This is a genomic window from Gordonia oleivorans (assembly GCF_040044975.1).
Classification (GTDB): domain Bacteria; phylum Actinomycetota; class Actinomycetes; order Mycobacteriales; family Mycobacteriaceae; genus Gordonia; species Gordonia oleivorans.
Genome location: NZ_JBDZDI010000031.1, coordinates 17,510 through 36,237, shown reverse-complemented (window position 1 = coordinate 36,237; position 18,728 = coordinate 17,510). Strand labels below are relative to the sequence as shown.

Sequence of the window (18,728 nt, the reverse complement as noted above, 5' to 3'; positions counted from 1 at the left end):
CCGGAGGCGGTCGGTCACATGACCGGGCGGACGTGCACGTCGGTGAGGTTCCGCAGATCCACATCGAGCAATGCCGTGGCGTCCGCGCGCGAGGACATCGGGATCGATAGTCGTCGGGTCCGCTCCGCGATGCCGTCGGTGCGAACCGCCGTCGTCGCGTCCCTCGGTTCATGTGGCATGAACCGAGGGACGCGACGCCGAGCAGTACGGCAACCACGATGCAGCACGACATGGTCTCGCTCCTCCTTCGCCCGTCGGCCCCGTGTCGTGGCACCCCCTCGAAGAGACGCTGGTCCGAGTATGTCTCAACGTGTGACGATCTTCACCCGCGGGTCGCGTGACCGGTACTTCGTGGCCGTTTGCCACACTGGGAGTCGTGATCCGAGTAGGGCTGACCGGCGGCATCGGCGCCGGCAAATCGACCGTCGCCACCACCCTGATCGAGCGGGGTGGCTACCACATCGACGCGGACAAGATCGCCCGAGAGGTCGTCGAGCCGGGGACTCCCGGCCTCGCGGCCCTCGTCGAGGCGTTCGGCGAGGGCATTCTCGCCGACGACGGCACCCTTGACCGAGCCGCGTTGGCGGCCAAGGCATTCGTCGACGATGAGAGCCGCACCACGCTCAACTCCATCACGCACCCGCTCATCGGGGCGCGCACCCAGGAACTGCTCGAGGCCGCCCCCGACGACGCCATCGTCATCCAGGACATCCCGCTACTGGTGGAGAACCATGGGGCGCCGTTCTTTCATCTGGTCATCATCGTCGGCGCCGACGAAGAGCTGCGGATTCACCGGCTGACCACCCAGCGAGGCCTTCCCGAGGCCGATGCCCGCGCACGCATCGCCGCGCAGGCAACCGACGAGCAGCGTCGCGCGGTGGCCGATGTCTGGTTGGACAACTCCGGCACCCCCGGCGACCTGGCGGGCGCGTCGGCGGCGTTGTGGGATCAGCGTCTGGTTCCGTTCGAGGCCAATGTGCGCCACCGGCGTGCTGCCGAGCCGGATCCGAGACTGATTGCGGCCGAACCGAATCCCGATTCGCTCGGCGCTCGCATCACCAACCGGTTGTGGGCGATCTGTGGGGACAAGGCGACGGCCGTCGTGGTGAGCGCCCCGGCAACCGACGATGCACCCACGGAACTCACCATCTCCGCACGTGACGCCGCGGCGGCGGCGGAACTCGAGTCCCTCCTCCCGCCGGGGGGATTTGCCCGCACCGCACCGGATACATATGCGTCGTCGGACCCCGGCAGGCCCGCACGGGTGCTGGTCGCCGAGGGATAGCGGATCCCGAGGTCGCCGAACGCGTCAGGCGAAGTGTGCGGACAGACGCGCGTGCCGGTGCCGGAACAGATGGCCGACGAACCACCGCAACACCGGCGACAGCGGACGCAGTGGCAGGCGCGGAAGAAACGCGACCTCGTCGAGTACCTCCGTGGCCTCCGGTGAGTCGGGAGAGGACGGTGAGATCGGCGTGAGTGTGCGATCGTGCCGCCACGACGTCATCGTGAGCATCGATGAGCGTTCCCGAAATCCGATCCCCGGCCGGAGTTCGGCGATGGTCAGGTCGTCGTAGTCCAGGGGTAAGAAACCACCGTAGAGAAGCCAGACCTTTCCGATCCGCACACCGGGTTCGACGTCGGCGATCGTCTTCCCGCGGTGCCGCCGCGGCAGGACCATCCGCAGGTAGGGCATCAGTTCGGCGTTGATGCCGTCCATACTCGCGACACGTTCCCACACGCGGTCGGGCGCAGCGGCGATCACCGTGCGTCGGGTCACCCGCTGTGGCGCCGTCATGGCCGATCCCGCCACGTCATCCGCGTCCCGGTCACATCGTCGAGCCACGCCTGGACGTCGTGTCCGTGGTCGGCGGCGCCCACCAGTGCGCGCGTCGCAATGTCGACCGCGGTAACGGCATCGGCGAGTGGGAGCAATCCGGCGTCGTGCGCGGCGAACACCTCGTCGACGTCGACGAGGTGCAACGGTGTGCCCGGCACGTCGACGAGATCGAGATACCAGTCCTCGGCGTGCCAGCAACCGGCGTCGTCCGGGCCGCCGAACCGGCCGACGTCGAGGTAGAGGCGTTGGCCATCACGAAACCCCTCGTCGAAATGGAAGATGTTTGCGCGCAGGCCCAGAGTCGGAAGCAGCCAGGATTCGAGGTAGGAGAATCGGGGATGGCCGGGGGTGGGACGGGCCATGTACAGACCCACGTCGGTGGGCCGGTACGCGTCGACCCGTCGGACGAACCCCTTGTTGTCGGTGTTCGTCATCGCTGCGACATCGAAGATCTCGCGTTTCGGTGGGTGCACGTCGACCTCTGTGGGCATGTCTGAGACCTTACGGCCCGCCTGCGCCGACAGCGCGGAACATCGATGTCATAGGTCGCGTTTACCCTGGTGTCATGGCCTTTGCAGCAGAACGTCCGGTGATCGCGCACTCGGAGTACCGCCCGATCGGTGAGGTCGAGCGGACCGAGGGCCACTTCACGGTGGTCAGTGAGTACGAGCCTGCGGGTGACCAGCCGGCGGCCATCGATGACCTGGAGAAACGCATCACGGCAGGGGAGAAGGACATCGTCCTGCTCGGCGCCACCGGAACCGGCAAATCGGCGACCACGGCGTGGCTCATCGAGCGGGTGCAGCGACCCACCCTGGTGATGGCGCCCAACAAGACCCTCGCCGCGCAACTGGCCAACGAACTGCGGGAGATGCTACCGAACAACGCGGTCGAGTATTTCGTCTCGTACTACGACTACTACCAACCCGAGGCATACATCGCGCAGACCGACACCTACATCGAGAAGGACTCGTCGATCAACGACGACGTGGAGCGGCTTCGTCACTCGGCGACGTCCAATCTGCTGTCCCGGCGGGACGTCGTCGTGGTCGCATCGGTGTCGTGCATCTACGGTCTGGGCACCCCGCAGTCCTACCTCGACCGTTCCGTCGAGGTGAACGTCGGCGACGAGGTCGACCGCGACGCACTGCTGCGGCTGCTCGTCGACGTGCAGTACGCCCGCAACGACGTCGCCTTCAGTCGCGGCACCTTCCGCGTCCGCGGTGACACGGTCGAAATCATTCCCTCCTACGAGGAGCTCGCCGTGCGCATCGAGTTCTTCGGCGACGAGGTCGAGGCGCTGTACTACCTGCATCCGTTGACCGGAGACGTTGTGCGACAGGTTGATTCGCTGCGGATCTTTCCCGCGACGCACTACGTCGCCGGCCCGGACCGGATGGAGAAGGCGATGACGAGTATCGAAGAGGAACTCGAGTCACGCCTGTCCGACCTGGAGGGCAAGGGCAAGCTGCTCGAGGCGCAACGGCTGCGTATGCGCACCACCTACGACCTGGAGATGATGCGTCAGGTCGGTTTCTGCTCGGGGATCGAGAACTACTCGCGCCACATCGACGGCCGACCGGCCGGCAGCGCGCCGGCGACGCTGATCGACTACTTCCCGGAGGACTTCCTGCTGGTCATCGACGAGTCGCACGTGACCGTCCCGCAGATCGGCGGTATGTACGAGGGCGACATGTCGCGCAAACGCAACCTCGTCGAATACGGCTTCCGGCTGCCGTCGGCGGTCGACAACCGCCCGCTCACCTGGGATGAGTTCGTCGACCGTATCGGTCAAACCGTCTACCTGTCGGCGACGCCCGGACCGTACGAACTCGGGCAGTCCAACGGCGAGTTCGTCGAGCAGGTGATCCGCCCGACCGGCCTGGTCGATCCGGAGATCGTCGTGAAACCCACCAAGGGGCAGATCGACGACCTCGTCCACGAGATCCGCGAACGGACCGAACGCGACGAGCGGGTACTGGTGACCACCCTGACCAAGAAGATGGCCGAGGATCTCACCGATTACCTCCTCGAACTCGGCATCCGCGTTCGATACCTGCACTCCGAGGTCGACACATTGCGGCGTGTCGAATTGCTTCGGCAGCTACGATCCGGTGATTTCGACGTGCTCGTCGGTATCAATCTGCTGCGAGAGGGGCTCGATCTGCCCGAGGTGTCGCTGGTGGCGATCCTCGACGCGGACAAGGAAGGCTTCCTGCGGTCGACGACGTCGCTGATCCAGACCATCGGCCGCGCCGCGCGCAATGTGTCCGGTGAGGTGCACATGTACGCCGACAAGATCACCGACTCGATGCGCAATGCCATCGACGAGACCGAACGTCGCCGCGAAAAGCAGGTCGCCTACAACACCGAGCACGGAATCGATCCGAAACCGTTGCGCAAGAAGATCGCCGACATCCTCGATCAGGTGTACCGGGAGGCCGAGGACACCTCGGCGGGCGTGGTCGGATCGGGGCGCAGTGCCAGCCGCGGACGACGTGCCCAGGGTGAGGTGTCCAAGGCGGCGAGCGCCGGGGTGATCGAGAAGCGCGACGTCTCGTCGATGCCACGTGCCGAACTGGCCGATCTGGTGGCGCAGCTGACCGAGCAGATGATGTCCGCCGCCCGCGATTTGCAGTTCGAGCTCGCGGGTCGACTGCGCGACGAGATCGCGGACCTGAAAAAGGAGCTCCGCGGAATGGATGCGGCCGGGATCTCGTGACTGCTGCCGCGATCGCGGGACAAAACACCGGGCGTCACACTAGCCTGCTGATCCAGGGCTCCCTAGAGTGTGGGGGATGCATGTGCTCGCCCATACGGGCGGTGCCGAACACGAGGTGGAGGTAGGGATGAGCGCGTATACCACGGTTGTCGTCGGAACCGATGGCTCTGAGTCGTCGATGGCCGCGGTCGATCGTGCGGGGGCCATTGCAGGTGCGAACGCCAAGCTGGTGATCGCATGCGCGTATTTCCCGAACGAGCGGTCCGCGGGTGAAGTCGCCGACGTCCTCAAGGATGAGGCGTACCAGGTGACCGGATCGTCGCCGACCGAGGAGATCTTGCGCCGCGCCAAGGAGCGCGCCACCTCTGCCGGTGCCACGCAGGTCATCCAGCGTGCGGTCAAGGGAGCACCGGTAGACGCATTGCTTCAGCTGGTCACCGATGTCCAGGCCGATCTACTGGTGGTCGGGAACCGCGGACTGAACTCCATCGCCGGTCGACTGCTGGGATCGGTCCCGGCCGACGCCGCCCGTAAGTCCACCTCCGACGTCCTGATCGTTCACACCACATAGGGCGCGCGGACGATCTGCCCGCCGAGAACTCACTCGGTGGGCAGATCCGACAGTTCCTCGGGTAGCTCACCGGCATGCACCACGATGAGCCGTTGCGTGCTGCGGGTGAGCGCCACATAGAGGTCACTGTGCCCCCGGGGGGACTGAGCGATCAGCTCGCCGGGCTCGACGACCACGGTGGTGTCGAACTCGAGGCCTTTGCAGGTGGTGACGGTGTGCACTCGAGGCCTGTCCGCCTCGGGACGATCGGCGAGAGCGTCGGCGACAGCGACGCTGAGGGTATCGGGTACGACGATGCCGGTCAGGCCGGTCAGGTCGGCCCGCGTGGCCGTCGCCACAACGGCCGCGACCAGATGATCGGCGTCGATGGGCACGGCGGTCGGCGCAATTCCGTTGGAGCGCAGTGATGTCGGCGCCGACATCTCCGGGTTCACGTGCCGCAGTACCCGGGCGGCATAGGTCATGATCTCGGCCGGGGTCCGGTAGTTGACGGTGAGTTCGCGCAACTGCCAACGCTTTGCGACATAGGGTGTCAACACCTCGTCCCACGAGGTGGTACCGGCGAGATCGCCGGTCTGGGCGGTATCGCCGATGATGGTCATCCACCGATTCGGGATGCGGCGCATCACCATTCGCCACGCCATCGCCGAGAGTTCCTGCGCCTCGTCGACGATCACGTGACCGAAGGTCCAGGTGCGGTCGCCGTATGCGCGTTCGGCGGTGGTCGCCCGGTTGGTCTGGGTCTGACGGGCGGCGAGCTGCTCGGCGTCGATGAGGTCGTAGGCCATCAGGATCTCGGGATCGAGTTCATCCTCGAGGTCCTGTGGGGCCGAACCGGTCAGGATGTCGAGCGCGTCCTGCGCCTCGGCGAGTTGCCGACGCCAGTGGGCGCGCTCCTCCGCCTCGGCCTCCGCGGTTCCGTAGCCGATCAGTTCGGCGAGTTCGTCGAGCAGCGGCACGTCGGCGGGTGTGAGCGTCGAGTCGTCGGCGGCAGCCGCCCGATACAGCGTCGCGCGGTCGGCGTCCGACCATCCCGGAGTGCACTTTCGCAGAGAATTCGTGTCGGCGAACAGGTCTCGCAGCACATCCTGGGGCGTCAGCGTCGGCCAGAATTCGAGCAACACGGCGCGGATGTCGGGATCTCGGGACATGTCGGTGCGGATGTCGGCGATGTCGCCGGCGCTGAGGAGTTGCGATCCGTCGAGCAGACTCGAACCGATGGCCCGGGCATGTCGTTCGGCGAGTCCGTTGAGCGCGGTGCGCAGGAACACCGACTGCGCTTGATTGTGTGCGCGGCGCGACGACCTCGCCTTGCCGCGTGCGGCCTTGATGAGGTCGGCGTCGACCTCGATCCGATAGCCGTCGAAGAACACGGGAATCGGTGTGCGGGGCAACGACTCCCGAGCTCGAACCGCCCGTTTCAGGACGTCGATCATGCCGAGTCTGCCCTTGACCTCACGCGTTGTGCGGGGTTCGTCGGCGGTGGCGTGCACGCCGGGGAACAGCTCGCCGATGGTGGCCAGCAGGACACCCGATTCACCGAGCGACGGCAGCACCTGTCCGATGTAGTCGAGGAAGTCGTTGTTCGGGCCGACGATGAGAATGCCGCTGCGGGAGAGGATCTCACGGTGGGTGTAGAGCAGGTAGGCGGCTCGGTGCAGCGCGACGGCGGTCTTGCCGGTACCCGGCCCGCCCTGGATCACGGTCACGCCGCGATGCGTGGACCGGATGATCAGATCCTGTTCACGTTGGATCGTCTCCACGATGTCGGTCATCTCGCCGGTCCGGGCGGTGTTCATGGCTGCGACGAGCGCCGACTCGTTGACCACATCGCCGTGTCCGAAGTCGTCGGCGATCGCCTCACCTGCGGTCAGCACCTCGTCGTTGACCGCGCGGACCCGGCGATTGCGCGTGCGAATGTGCCTGCGGCGGGCCACATCCTCGGGTGCCGCGGGTGTCGCGAGATAGAACGGTCGGGACAGTGGGGCGCGCCAGTCCAACAGCAGGGTGGTGTCGGCGGCGTCGTCGTCGAGGACGCCGATCCGACCGATCCGGCGGGTCTCCCCATCGTCGAGATCCAATCTGCCGAAGTACAGATTGTGTTCGGCCGCATCGAATTTGGCCAGGTCGTCGACGTACATGCGCTCGTAGGATTCGCGTTCGGACGCAGCCTGCGGTGTGCCGTCGGACTCGCGCAACGTTGCCGAGAGGCGACGCTCGGTGTTGGCCCGCATGCGGTCGAGGCGGGCGTAGACGAGGTCGAGATGTGCCTGCTCCTCCACGGTGTGCGCGTCGTCGCCGGTCTGGATGGAAGACGACGTACTCACCGCGACGGCACTCCGTGGCCGCTCACGCCCGCGGGGAAACGGAGTCCGCGCGTGCGCATCTGGTCCGTGATACTCGCTGCCCGCGTCGGATTGCCGAGCACGTCGCACACGTCGGCGGCAGGGCCGGCCAACCATGGCGCACCGAGTCGGTCGGACAACCAGGCCAGCACGCTGCGCTGGGGCCCGAACGGAATCGGGGTGTCGGGCGAGGAGCCGAGAACGCCGTGCCGGGACACGTAGATGTGGAACGAAAGCGTCAGCGGTTCCGACGCGACGTAGAGGGGAAAGCTGTGGGAATTCACTGTCATTCGTTGATAGTTGGGTTCGGTCTGGTCGAGGGCGGCCAGTTCGGATGCGGTCAGCCAGGCCGCCGAGGTATCGACGCCGCCGCCGGCACTGCGATAGGGCGTCGCGGGAATATACCCGCCCCGGGCGACATGCGCCGAATGAGAGACCGTCATTCCCTCGATCCGCACCGGGAGAATGCGACGACTCAGACCGGTCGGGTCGAGGCCGGCCCGAGCGAACTTCCGGGACAGTACTGCGGGTGACGCGTTCGACCCGACGGCCACGACCATCGCTGTCCCCGGGATCGGCGATCGACGATCACCGACCCCGGAGACGGCACCGTCCTCGCACCACGGATACAGGTGGGGGGCGAAGTCGGACGGGGTGACCGGGGCGGGCCGGGTGTCGTGCAGCGTCAGGACGCGGCCTTCCGCCAGCGCCGACGACCGGCGTCGGCCGTCTCCTGAGCCTTCTCCTGAGCGGTGGCGGCCAGGGACCGCGCCGATTCGGCCAACTCCGGTGCCTTCTCGCCGAGCCGATCGGCAACCTCGGCGGAGCGTTCGCTGATGAGCTCGGCCCACTCGGTCGATCGGTCGCGGGCGGCTTCGGCCAGTTCGGGTGCGCGTTCGCTGATCAGCTCCGCCCACTCGGTCGATCGCTCGCGCGCCAGCTCGGCCAGCTCCGGTGCGCGGTCACGGAGCAGGTCGGCGAACTCCACCGATCGCTCGCGGGCGACCTCGGCGAGTTCCGGCGCGCGATCACGCACCTTCTCGGCCACGTTCTCGGACTTCTCACCGAGAGCGGTGGCGCCGTCGTGTGTGCGTTCGACGAACGAATCCCAGGCCGAGGTACCGGCTTTGGCGCCGAACGGCAGAGCTGCGCTCACGGCGGCGCCGGCCGCATTGGCCTTGCGCTTGCCGCGCCAGGCCAGCGACGGCTTGCCCTCGGTGTCGGCGGCGGCGATCAGCAGGCCACCGGTCAGGCTGATGTTCTTGAAGAACTGGGTGCGTTGCGCGGCCCGCTTGGCGGGATCGGTTTCCTGCCAGAACGGGTGACCCGCGAACGTCGTCGGTACCAGCGAACCTGCGAGCGCGATGGCGGCCACACGAGGGAACTTTCCGGTGGCCAGCAGTGCGGCGCCACCCACCTGGATGGCGCCGTTGATCCGGACGAGCGTCGCCGGATCACTGGGGAGAGTGGCGGAGACGTTGGGCGGCAGTGCGTTGAGCGAACTCTCGATGAAGTCGCCGGCCATCTCGGCGCGTCCGGCCGGTTTGCGCACGGCGTCGATACCCGAGGCGAAGAAGACGGTGGCGAGCATGGGACGTGCGATACGGCGAAGAATCATCGGTGATACTGCCCTTCGTTCGGTCTGCTGGTGGAACCGGAACCGCGGCACTCGGACACCCGGCTGTTGGAGTGGACGATGTCGATCCGGCGCCTTATCGAGGCTACCCGTCGGTGCGCGGTCCGGTGGTTCGTGTGGTCGCCCCGCCGCGTCCGCGCCGCCGACGGCCGAGCATGTCAGCGGTTCCGTCCGCGCGGGTGGCCGGGCCGGCTCGAGCCCGGGGGCGAGTGCCGTGCCGATGCTCCACCCCTGTTGGGGGAACCGGGTCTCACCAGCCGCGCTCGCGCCACTCCGGCAGCGCGGGGCGTTCGGTACCCAGGGTGGTGTCCTTGCCGTGCCCCGGATAGACCACGGTGGAGTCGGGGAAACGATCGAAGATCTTCGTCGAGACATCGTCGATGAGGCGATCGAAATCACCTGGCTCCCAAGTTTTTCCGACGCCACCGGGAAAGAGTGAGTCGCCGGTGAAGAGATGGACGACACCATCGGCGGGATCGGTGAGTGCCAACGCGATAGAGCCCGGGGTATGACCCACCAGATGGATTGCGGTGAAGGTGAGGTCGCCGACCGTGAGAACGTCGCCGTCGTCGACGAGGAGATCGGGGGTGATGGGTAACTCGTCGGCATCGAAGCGTCCGGCCGCGGTCGGTGCACCGGTGGCGGCGGCGACCTGTTCGAGTGCCTGCCAGTGGTCGAAGTGTCGATGGGTGGTGACGATGAGCTTCGGCGTACCACCCAACTGGGCGAGGACCGCCAGGATGGTGTCGGCGTCGTTGGCGGCGTCGATGATGAGCTGGTCGCCGGTGGCGGTTGAGGTGACGATGTAGGCGTTGTTGTCCATCGGACCGACCGACACCTTGACGATCGTGGCGTTGGACAGGGTTCGTCGCTGTGGACCCGATTCGGACAGGTCGCCGGTGTAGTTGTCGGTGATGGTGATCTCGGCTGAGGACATGAAAACCAAGCGTAGCCCCGACGGCTGCGTGATCCGGCGGCGTCGCAGGGATCGACATCGGAGCAGGTCGACGATGCCGCGTATCGTGGGATGCCGGTGCGCTGATGGGTTCGGCGCCGCAGAAGCTTGTTTCTCACCGGATTGTCGGTGGCCCTCGCTACGGTGATCCGCGCGGGGTGCCGCAAGCCCCGACAGCCGAGTTCGTAGATAGGAATGTAGTGGTTGATCGCCTGATCGTCCGCGGAGCGCGTGAGCACAATTTGCGCGGAGTCGACGTGGACCTCCCGCGTGACAGTCTGATCGTTTTCACCGGTCTGTCCGGGTCGGGGAAGTCGTCCCTCGCGTTCGACACGATCTTCGCCGAGGGACAGCGTCGGTACGTCGAGTCGCTCTCGGCCTACGCCCGCCAGTTCCTGGGCCAGATGGACAAGCCCGACGTCGACTTCATCGAGGGACTCTCACCCGCGGTGTCGATCGATCAGAAGTCCACCAACCGCAACCCACGCTCGACGGTCGGCACCATCACCGAGGTGTACGACTATCTGCGTCTGCTCTACGCGCGCGCAGGGAAGGCGCACTGCCCGGTGTGTGGTGCCGAGATCGCCAAGCAGACGCCGCAGCAGATCGTCGATCAGGTCCTCGAGATGTCGGAGGGCACCCGATTCCAGGTGCTCGCGCCGGTCGTCCGCACCCGCAAGGGGGAATTCGTCGATCTGTTCGCCGAACTGCAAACGCAGGGCTTCTCCCGTGCGCGTGTGGACGGCGTGGTGCATCAACTGTCCGATCCGCCGAAGCTGAAGAAGCAGGAGAAGCACGACATCGAGGTGGTCGTCGACCGCCTGGCGGTCAAGCCGAGTGCCAAGCAGCGACTGACGGACTCGGTGGAGACCGCATTGCGGCTCGCCGACGGGATCATCGTGCTCGACTTCGTCGATCTGGAAGAGGACGACCCGCATCGTGAACGGCGGTTCTCCGAGCGGATGGCGTGCCCCAACGGGCACCCGATCGCCATCGACGACCTCGAGCCGCGGTCGTTCTCCTTCAACTCGCCCTATGGCGCCTGCCCGGAATGCGATGGCCTCGGCATTCGCAAGGAGATCGACGAGGATCTCGTCGTCCCCGATCCGGACCTGTCGCTGACCGACGGTGCGATCGCCCCGTGGTCGTCGGGTCACAACGCCGACTACTTCGTGCGTCTGATCAGTGGTCTTGCCGATCAGATGAACTTCGACATGGACACGCCGTGGAAGAAGTTGCCCGCGAAGGCGCGCAACGCGCTGCTCAACGGCAGCGACCATCAGGTGCACGTGAAGTTCCGTAACCGCTACGGCCGGACGCGCTCGTACTACACCGAGTTCGAAGGCGTGATGGCCTTCCTCAACCGCCGGATGGACCAGACCGAGTCCGAGCAGATGAAGGAACGCTATGAGGGGTACATGCGGGACGTGCCCTGTCCGGTCTGCGAGGGAGCCCGACTGCGCCCGGAGATCCTCTCGGTGACTCTCGACCACCCGACCGCGGGTGAGATGTCGATCGCCCAGGTGTGCGCGCTGTCGGTGGCCGACTGCGCGGTGTACCTCGACGGTCTGGCCCTCGATGAACGCCAGAAGGCGATCGCCGGCCGGGTGCTGAAGGAGGTGCAGGCCCGCATCCGTTTCCTGCTCGACGTCGGACTTGACTACCTGTCGCTGGCCCGGGCCGCGGGCTCGCTGTCGGGCGGTGAGGCACAACGCATCCGGCTGGCCACGCAGATCGGCTCCGGCCTTGCCGGCGTCCTCTACGTGCTCGACGAACCGTCGATCGGTCTGCATCAGCGCGACAACCGCCGACTCATCGACACCCTGACCCGGCTGCGCGATCTGGGGAACACCCTCATCGTCGTCGAGCACGACGAGGACACGATCCGCTCGGCCGACTGGATTGTCGACATCGGCCCACGGGCCGGTGAACATGGCGGTCAGGTGGTGCACTCCGGCAGTTACAAGGACCTGCTCAAGAACCGCAAGTCGCTGACCGGTAACTACCTGGCCGGGCGGGACACCCTGCCGGTGCCGGCCATTCGACGGCCGATCACCAAGAATCGGCAGCTCACCGTTGTCGGTGCGCGTGAGCACAACCTCCGCGGCATCGACGTGTCATTCCCGCTCGGTGTGCTGACCGCGGTCACCGGGGTGTCCGGCTCGGGCAAGTCGACGCTGGTCAACGACATCCTCGCCACGGTGCTGGCCAACAAGCTCAACGGCGCACGTCAGGTTCCGGGCCGTCACACGCGGGTGAACGGGCTCGGGAATCTGGACAAGCTGGTCCAGGTCGACCAGTCGCCGATCGGACGGACACCGCGTTCCAATCCGGCCACCTACACCGGGGTGTTCGACAAGATCCGCACGCTGTTCGCCGCCACGACCGAGGCCAAGGTGCGTGGTTACCAGCCCGGCCGATTCTCGTTCAACGTCAAGGGCGGTCGGTGTGAGGCGTGCACCGGTGAGGGCACCATCAAGATCGAGATGAACTTCCTGCCGGACGTGTACGTGCCGTGCGAGGTGTGCCACGGTGCCCGCTACAACCGAGAAACCCTCGAGGTGCACTACAAGGGCAAGACGATCTCCGAGGTCCTCGACATGCCAATCGAGGAGGCCTGCGAGTTCTTCGAACCCGTCACCTCGATTCACCGCTACCTCAGGACACTCGTCGACGTCGGACTCGGTTATGTCCGGCTCGGGCAGCCTGCGCCGACGTTGTCCGGCGGTGAGGCGCAGCGCGTCAAACTGTCGGCCGAACTGCAGAAACGATCCTCTGGCCGGACGGTGTACATCCTTGACGAGCCGACGACCGGTCTGCATTTCGAGGACATCAAGAAACTTCTCGATGTGATCAACGGACTTGTCGACAAGGGCAACACGGTCATCGTCATCGAGCACAACCTCGACGTCATCAAGACCGCGGACTGGGTCATCGACATGGGTCCCGAAGGGGGCGTCGGTGGTGGCACGGTGGTCGCCGAGGGAACGCCCGAGGACATAGCGGACACCCCGGAGAGCCATACCGGCAAGTTCCTAGCCGAGATCCTCGACGACGAACGGGTCGCCTCCGCGGGCTGACAGGCGCACGAGGTTGCCGGAGGCGTGTGGTTCTCCGACCGGTGCGGCCGAGGATGTGCACCATGGACAGCGCGACGACCACTCGTGACGGTTTCCCCATTCCCGGTTCGCGTCTGTTGACGGTGCGCGATCTGGAGAGGATGCCCGATGACGGTCACCGGTACGAAATCATTGACGGGGTCTTGATCGTGACCCCCGCACCGGGATTCGGCACCAGCAGATCGTCGTCAAACTCGCCGGCGTGCTCGATGCCATATGCCCGCGCAGATTGGCCGTCATGACGGCACCGTTCGCGGTTCGCGCCGGCGACAGTGTCGAGTTGCGGTCCGACGTTCTGGTGGGCCGGGTCGAGGAGTTCACCGATCGAGACCTGCCCGCGGCCCCGGTTCTCGTGGTCGAGGTGGCATCACCGAGCACCGCGCTACACCACCTCAACACGAAGAAGGCGGCGTACGAACGGCTCAGAGTCCCCAGTTACTGGGTCATCGACCCCGAACGGGTGGCGCTGACGGTGTACGAACTCCGTGAGGACCGCTACCACGAGTCGGCAACGGTGGTCGGCGATCAGCTGTTCGACGCAACCAGGCCGTACCCAGTGCAGGTGATTCCCGCGCGACTCCCTCGGTCAGTTCGCCTGAGCGGCCCACCCAACGGGGGTTCAGGTGCCGGAGCTCCCCATCGACCTGCGGATCTCCTCCAGGCGTTTCTTGGCCGCCTCATCGCGCTCGCGCATCATCTCGTCGACCTGCTGACCCTCAGGCGTGGACTCGGCCAACTCCTGTGAACCGATCGCCGTGGCGATGCGATTCTCGATCTTGTCGCGCACGAAGTCGAACGATGGAACGCCGGCTTCGGAGTAGTCCGGATCGGGGAGCGGCGGAGTCGACGGAGCGGCCGGCGGACTCACGATCTCCGCGTCGATCACGTCATCGACCGGAGATGTGGGCTCGGTCGGAGTGGGGTCCTCGGGTGCGGTCATGCGACCAGCGTAGGTTCCCACGTCGGGCGGCGGCGCAGATGTCACGAGGGAAGTGCAACTCGCACGATTGCAGCGTCATCGACCCCAATGTCAGACTGGCGCGCCCGACGGGCGAGGGCTACATCCGTACCGCCGGGTTGTTCGGCGATCATCTCGGAACTCGGAACCGAACTTGCCGCCGCCGGCGTCGCACCCGGCGCATATGCCGTGGCCGAATTGCCGGTCCGCTCACACCGGTGAGAGCTACCGCCGCCGATCACGCACCGGGCCGGTGTACTTCTCACCGGGGCCCTCACCCGGCTCATCCGGGTAGGCGCTCGCATCGCGAAAGGCGAGCTGCAGTTGCTTGAGGGCTTCCCGGACCGGTGCGGCATGGATGCCGAGGTCCGGCTTCGCCGCGTCGACGAGCCCGGCGAGCGCGGTGATCAGGCGACGCGCCTCGTCGAGGTCGACGTCGGCGTCACCGGCGCCCAACTTCTCCGCGGCCGCGCTCATCAGCATGAATGCGGCCTTGGTGATCACCTCGATCGCCGGAATATCGGCCAGGTCGCGGACGTTGTCGTCGACGGCATTGGAAGTGTTCTCTGCGGTCCGGCCGTCACCTGGGTTCCCGTCGTCAGCCCCGCTACCAGCGGCGTCGTCGGAGGGCGAATAGGTATTCCCGGTCATGACTGTTAGACTTCCATAGCACGACCGCCCCGGTCCGCCGGGGTAGCAAGTGGAGTTCGGCTCCCACCGCTACGACGCGATCCCGCAGAAGCGATTCTGCACGACGCAGTTGTACGGTCCGGTCCAGCGGTTTCACCGCGCGTGAGCGTGGATGAAACCGTCCGATGCTGCTGTCATCGGTGGACCGGTCGGTGATGGAGCCCTGCCGAAGATCCTCAAGGATCGCGAGCGGGGCTTTTTTGCTGAGGCGAATTCCTCCTGCGCCCGACATATCCGCGGCGGCCGACCTATTCGGAATTATCAAGGAGGCCCCATCAGCACTGAGACCCGCATCAACGAGCGCATCCGCGTCCCGGAGGTCCGACTCGTCGGACCGAATTCGGAGCAGGTGGGCATCGTGCGTGTTGAAGATGCGCTCCGCCTGGCCTACGAGGCTGATCTGGATCTGGTCGAGGTCGCACCCGACGCCCGTCCGCCGGTGTGCAAGATCATGGACTACGGCAAGTTCAAGTACGAAGCCGCTCAGAAACAGCGCGAGGCGCGTCGCAATCAGCAGATGACCGTCATCAAGGAGCAGAAGCTCCGCCCGAAGATCGACGACCACGATTACGAGACCAAGAAGGGTCACGTCATCCGGTTCTTGAAGGACGGGTCCAAGGTGAAGGTCACCATCATGTTCCGCGGTCGTGAGCAGTCACGCCCCGAACTCGGATTCCGGCTCCTGCAGCGACTCGGCAACGACGTCGCCGACTACGGGTTCATCGAGACCTCGGCCAAGCAGGACGGACGGAACATGACGATGGTCCTCGCCCCCCACAAGGGTGCGAAGACCCGCGTCAAGGCGCAGCAGCAGTCCCAGCGTCCCGCCCGGGAAGCCAAGGACGCCGCCGCACCCGACGCCGCGAGCTAGTCGATACCGATCGCCGGCCGCGTCCGCAGGCCGGCGACGGCCAGACCACTGCGAACGTGAGCACACCCGCCGACGCGGGTGGCTCCCGCTCGCTCGAATGAAGGAAAGACATGCCAAAGAGCAAGACCCACAAGGGCACCGCGAAGCGTTTCAAGGTGACCGGCAGCGGCAAGATCGTGCGCCAGAAGGCCAACCGTCGCCACCTGCTGGAGCACAAGTCCTCGCGTCGTACGCGTCGCCTCGACGGCACCACCGTCGTGAGCGAGAACGATGCGCCGCGCATCAAGCGCCTGCTGAACCGCTGACGCTGCGCCCAGACCACTACCGAAGAAGAGGATTGACCAATGGCACGCGTAAAAAGGGCCGTCAACGCCCAGAAGAAGCGTCGTTCAACCCTGGAGGCATCCAAGGGTTACCGCGGACAGCGTTCGCGCCTGTACCGCAAGGCCAAGGAGCAGCAGCTCCACTCGCTGACCTACGCCTACCGGGACCGTCGCGCCCGCAAGGGTGAGTTCCGCAAGCTGTGGATCGCGCGCATCAACGCCGCGGCCCGCGCCAACGACATCACCTACAACCGCTTCATCCAGGGCCTCAAGGCAGCTGGTGTCGAGGTGGACCGCAAGGTGCTCGCCGACATCGCCGTGACCGACCCGGAGGCCTTCACCGGTCTCGTCGAAGTTGCTCGCAAGGCGCTGCCCGCCGACGTCAACGCGCCGGCTGCCTGATCAGCCACCGCGCAACCGACACCGACCCGCGAGAGATCGACGGACGACTCTGATGGAGATCCTGTCCGAACGATCCTCGCGGGTCGTGTCGTATGCCAAGTTGCATCGTTCCGCGGTGCGTCGCGCCGAGCAGCGATTCCTCGTGGAGGGTGCCAATGCGGTTGTCGCTGCGCTCGACACCGATCGAGCAGATCAGATCCTGGTGCGCGATTCCGACGAGGACCGATTCTCCGACATCCTGATTCGCGCTCGCGGCGCCGGAATCCCGACCGCCGGGTTGACCGAACGCGCCGCACAGAAGCTGTCGGAGACCACCACGCCGCCGGGCATCTTCGCCGTGTCCAGGCTCCTCGACGCCGATCTCGACGACGTGCTCGCCGGCGCGCCCCGACTGCTCGCGGTCGCCGTCGAACCCCGTGAGCCGGGCAACGCTGGGACGTTGATCCGCACTGCTGATGCCATGGGTGCCGACGCCGTGCTCCTGCTCGGCGACGCCGTCGACCCACATAACGGCAAGTGCGTTCGCGCCAGCGCCGGAAGCGTCTTCCACCTACCCGTCGTGCGGCATCGAGACATCGCCGGGACACTGAAAGCATTGCAGGACAAGGGGATTGTCTTGCTCGCGACGGCCGCCGACGGTGAACTCGCCCTCGACGACGCAGCCGAGGTGCTGCGTGGTGCGGTGGCCTGGCTGTTCGGCAACGAGGCGCACGGCCTGCCCGACGACGTCGCGACGCTCGCCGACCAACGGGTCTTCATCCCAATCCGGGGCCGCGCGGAGAGTCTGAATCTTGCTGCGGCCGCGTCGATCTGCCTCTACGAGGGTGCACGGATCCAGGCGCGTCACCCGTCCTGACGCCCATCGCGGGCGCGCGGCAACTGCGCTGAAATGCGTGTAATCACTCATGCCGTGCGGCTACGGTGTGCCGAGAATCGACCGGGTGAACAGTACGAACATCTCCCGGCAGATGCCCGACGCGAGTGACCTCGACCGACTCTCGGCCGGCCGTGACCGCGTCGTCGATCTGGTCCGGATCGTCTCCCTCGTCGTGGTGATCGTCGGACACTCCTTGATGCTGACCGTCGTCACCGACGCCGGCCGGATCTCGCTGGGCAACACCCTCGCTGCGGTGCCGGTCCTGCAAGCACTCACCTGGGTGCTGCAGATAATGCCGCTGTTCTTTTTCGCCGGTGCTGCGGCCGCGACGTACGGGTGGCGATCCGGTACGACGCCGGGGCAGTGGCTTCTCGGACGTGCGCAACGGCTGCTGCGCCCGCTTGTCTGGTACCTGGCGTTCGCGGGCTCGACGGTCGCGATCCTGCAACTGGCCGGGCTCGACGCCGCCGCCGGGGTGACGGCGGGATTGTCGGTCCAACTCCTGTGGTTCCTCGGTGCCTACCTGCTCGTGCTCGCGGTGGTGCCACTGCTGCAACAGATCACGACCACTCGGCATCTGATCGTGGCGGTCGCCTGCTGTCTGGCCGCGATCGGGACGGTCGACGCCGTGCGGCTCACCGTCGGTCCCGCGTGGCTGGGGTACCTGAACTTTCTGATCGTGTGGATGTTGCCGGCCATCTTCGGCGTCACCTACGCCAAGCGACTGGTGACGAGTCGCTGGGCCGTCGTGGTCGCGGCGATCGCGTTCCTCGCCGACATCGTCCTCGTCGCCGTCGGACCCTATGAACTGTCGATGGTGACGGTGCCGGGGCAGCATCTGTCTAATATGAGCCCGCCGACGCTGCTGCTCGCCGGTCATGCGGTCACTCTGGGTGCCCTGGTCACCGCTCTTCGCGGACCGTTGGCGCGGTTGACCATGCGTCCGCGACTGTGGTGGTGGGTCGCCATGGGCAATCGGGGAGCGATGACGCTGTACCTGTGGCACCTTCCGGTGCTGGCCGCGATCATCGCCGGGGGGATCGCGTTGGGTCTGGAGCGTGATCCGTCGAGCCCGACGTTCGTGCCGACGATCATCGCCGAGACCGTGGTGTTGGTGACTCTCATGATCGTGGTGACCGCCGTGCTCAGCCCGCTGGAGAACCGGCGGCTGCCGTGGTGGGATGCCACCCTGGAACGCTCGGCGTCGGCCGGTCGTGATCTCGCGATGCTGCTGTGCCTCGTGGTCGTCGCCGCGTCACTATTGCTGCTCGCCCACGACGGCATTCTCATCGGGTGGTACTGGATCGCGGTGGCGGTGGCGGCGGCAATCGGTGCGCGCTCGCTCGCGATCCTGCGTTCCCCTCGCGAGTTCGCGCCGATCTCCTGAGCGGATCCCTGCAGGTCGTCCCGATCGGCGGG

General features: G+C 66.3%; 18 protein-coding genes and 1 pseudogene. 10 read left to right on the top strand and 9 right to left on the bottom strand.

The features are described 5' to 3' along the window. Nucleotides 1–14: 14 nt before the first annotated feature. On the bottom strand, nucleotides 15–179 hold the full coding sequence (locus ABLE92_RS24955) for a hypothetical protein (protein ID WP_348807505.1): 165 nt from the start codon (nucleotides 177–179) through the stop codon (nucleotides 15–17). A 197-nt stretch (nucleotides 180–376) separates the two neighbouring features. Here ABLE92_RS24955 and coaE point away from each other — a divergent pair, with 197 nt between their 5' ends. Continuing rightward, entirely contained in the window at nucleotides 377–1,285 is a 909-nt protein-coding gene (coaE, locus tag ABLE92_RS24950) for a dephospho-CoA kinase (protein WP_348807504.1), read from the top strand. A gap of 24 nt (nucleotides 1,286–1,309) precedes the next feature. Here the strand turns inward: coaE and ABLE92_RS24945 are convergent, their stop codons facing one another. Further along, nucleotides 1,310–1,798: an Rv1443c family protein gene (locus tag ABLE92_RS24945; protein ID WP_348807503.1), complete on the bottom strand. Its 489-nt coding sequence runs from the start codon at nucleotides 1,796–1,798 to the stop codon at nucleotides 1,310–1,312. Then, nucleotides 1,795–2,331 (bottom strand): ribonuclease FAU-1 family protein, encoded by a 537-nt coding sequence (locus ABLE92_RS24940; protein WP_348807502.1) that lies wholly within the window; start codon nucleotides 2,329–2,331, stop codon nucleotides 1,795–1,797. The genes ABLE92_RS24945 and ABLE92_RS24940 overlap by 4 nt, the downstream gene beginning before the upstream one ends. 74 nt (nucleotides 2,332–2,405) lie before the next feature. Here ABLE92_RS24940 and uvrB point away from each other — a divergent pair, with 74 nt between their 5' ends. Further along, nucleotides 2,406–4,562 carry an excinuclease ABC subunit UvrB gene (uvrB, locus tag ABLE92_RS24935; RefSeq protein WP_348807501.1) on the top strand — a complete coding sequence of 719 codons (2,157 nt, stop codon included), beginning with the start codon at nucleotides 2,406–2,408 and terminating at the stop codon, nucleotides 4,560–4,562. A gap of 127 nt (nucleotides 4,563–4,689) precedes the next feature. Beyond that, nucleotides 4,690–5,133 (top strand): universal stress protein, encoded by a 444-nt coding sequence (locus ABLE92_RS24930; protein WP_348807500.1) that lies wholly within the window; start codon nucleotides 4,690–4,692, stop codon nucleotides 5,131–5,133. 29 nt (nucleotides 5,134–5,162) lie between these two features. Here ABLE92_RS24930 and ABLE92_RS24925 read toward each other — a convergent pair whose 3' ends face one another. From ABLE92_RS24925 to ABLE92_RS24910, 4 genes are all read right to left on the bottom strand, one after another. After that, nucleotides 5,163–7,460 carry a HelD family protein gene (locus tag ABLE92_RS24925; protein WP_348807499.1) on the bottom strand — a complete coding sequence of 766 codons (2,298 nt, stop codon included), beginning with the start codon at nucleotides 7,458–7,460 and terminating at the stop codon, nucleotides 5,163–5,165. Further along, the gene (locus ABLE92_RS24920; RefSeq protein WP_348807498.1) at nucleotides 7,457–7,921 is read right to left on the bottom strand and encodes a hypothetical protein; all 465 of its coding nucleotides are present in this window, start codon (nucleotides 7,919–7,921) and stop codon (nucleotides 7,457–7,459) included. The genes ABLE92_RS24925 and ABLE92_RS24920 overlap by 4 nt, the downstream gene beginning before the upstream one ends. Before the next feature lie 242 nt (nucleotides 7,922–8,163). Then, the gene (locus ABLE92_RS24915; protein WP_348807497.1) at nucleotides 8,164–9,096 is read right to left on the bottom strand and encodes a DoxX family membrane protein; all 933 of its coding nucleotides are present in this window, start codon (nucleotides 9,094–9,096) and stop codon (nucleotides 8,164–8,166) included. 268 nt (nucleotides 9,097–9,364) lie between these two features. Next, nucleotides 9,365–10,051, bottom strand: coding sequence for an MBL fold metallo-hydrolase (locus ABLE92_RS24910; RefSeq protein WP_348807496.1), 687 nt, complete (start codon nucleotides 10,049–10,051; stop codon nucleotides 9,365–9,367). Between the two features lie 218 nt (nucleotides 10,052–10,269). On the opposite strand from ABLE92_RS24910, the gene uvrA reads away from it, so the two are divergent. Both uvrA and ABLE92_RS24900 read left to right on the top strand, forming a co-directional pair. Then, a complete protein-coding gene (gene uvrA, locus ABLE92_RS24905) occupies nucleotides 10,270–13,149 on the top strand; it encodes an excinuclease ABC subunit UvrA (protein WP_348807495.1) in 2,880 nt (959 codons plus the stop codon). Nucleotides 13,150–13,390: 241 nt separating this feature from the next. After that, a pseudogene (locus ABLE92_RS24900) lies at nucleotides 13,391–13,669 on the top strand (Uma2 family endonuclease); the annotation flags it as partial. A gap of 138 nt (nucleotides 13,670–13,807) precedes the next feature. Here ABLE92_RS24900 and ABLE92_RS24895 read toward each other — a convergent pair. Beyond that, complete coding sequence (locus tag ABLE92_RS24895) at nucleotides 13,808–14,128, bottom strand: PspA domain-containing protein (protein WP_348807494.1); 321 nt, start codon at nucleotides 14,126–14,128, stop codon at nucleotides 13,808–13,810. Between the two features lie 243 nt (nucleotides 14,129–14,371). Then, a complete protein-coding gene (locus ABLE92_RS24890; protein ID WP_348807493.1) occupies nucleotides 14,372–14,797 on the bottom strand; it encodes a DUF1844 domain-containing protein in 426 nt (141 codons plus the stop codon). Between the two features lie 271 nt (nucleotides 14,798–15,068). Here ABLE92_RS24890 and infC point away from each other — a divergent pair, with 271 nt between their 5' ends. The 5 genes from infC (at nucleotide 15,069) to ABLE92_RS24865 (ending at nucleotide 18,696) form a co-directional block, all read left to right on the top strand. Continuing rightward, the gene (gene infC, locus ABLE92_RS24885) at nucleotides 15,069–15,707 is read left to right on the top strand and encodes a translation initiation factor IF-3 (protein ID WP_348807517.1); all 639 of its coding nucleotides are present in this window, start codon (nucleotides 15,069–15,071) and stop codon (nucleotides 15,705–15,707) included. Between the two features lie 110 nt (nucleotides 15,708–15,817). Continuing rightward, entirely contained in the window at nucleotides 15,818–16,012 is a 195-nt protein-coding gene (gene rpmI / locus ABLE92_RS24880) for a 50S ribosomal protein L35 (protein ID WP_012834577.1), read from the top strand. 39 nt (nucleotides 16,013–16,051) lie between these two features. After that, nucleotides 16,052–16,432, top strand: coding sequence for a 50S ribosomal protein L20 (gene rplT / locus ABLE92_RS24875; RefSeq protein ID WP_238423314.1), 381 nt, complete (start codon nucleotides 16,052–16,054; stop codon nucleotides 16,430–16,432). Between the two features lie 52 nt (nucleotides 16,433–16,484). Then, nucleotides 16,485–17,288: a TrmH family RNA methyltransferase gene (locus ABLE92_RS24870; protein ID WP_348807492.1), complete on the top strand. Its 804-nt coding sequence runs from the start codon at nucleotides 16,485–16,487 to the stop codon at nucleotides 17,286–17,288. Nucleotides 17,289–17,373: 85 nt separating this feature from the next. Continuing rightward, nucleotides 17,374–18,696 (top strand): acyltransferase family protein, encoded by a 1,323-nt coding sequence (locus ABLE92_RS24865; protein ID WP_348807491.1) that lies wholly within the window; start codon nucleotides 17,374–17,376, stop codon nucleotides 18,694–18,696. Nucleotides 18,697–18,728 lie beyond the last annotated feature (32 nt).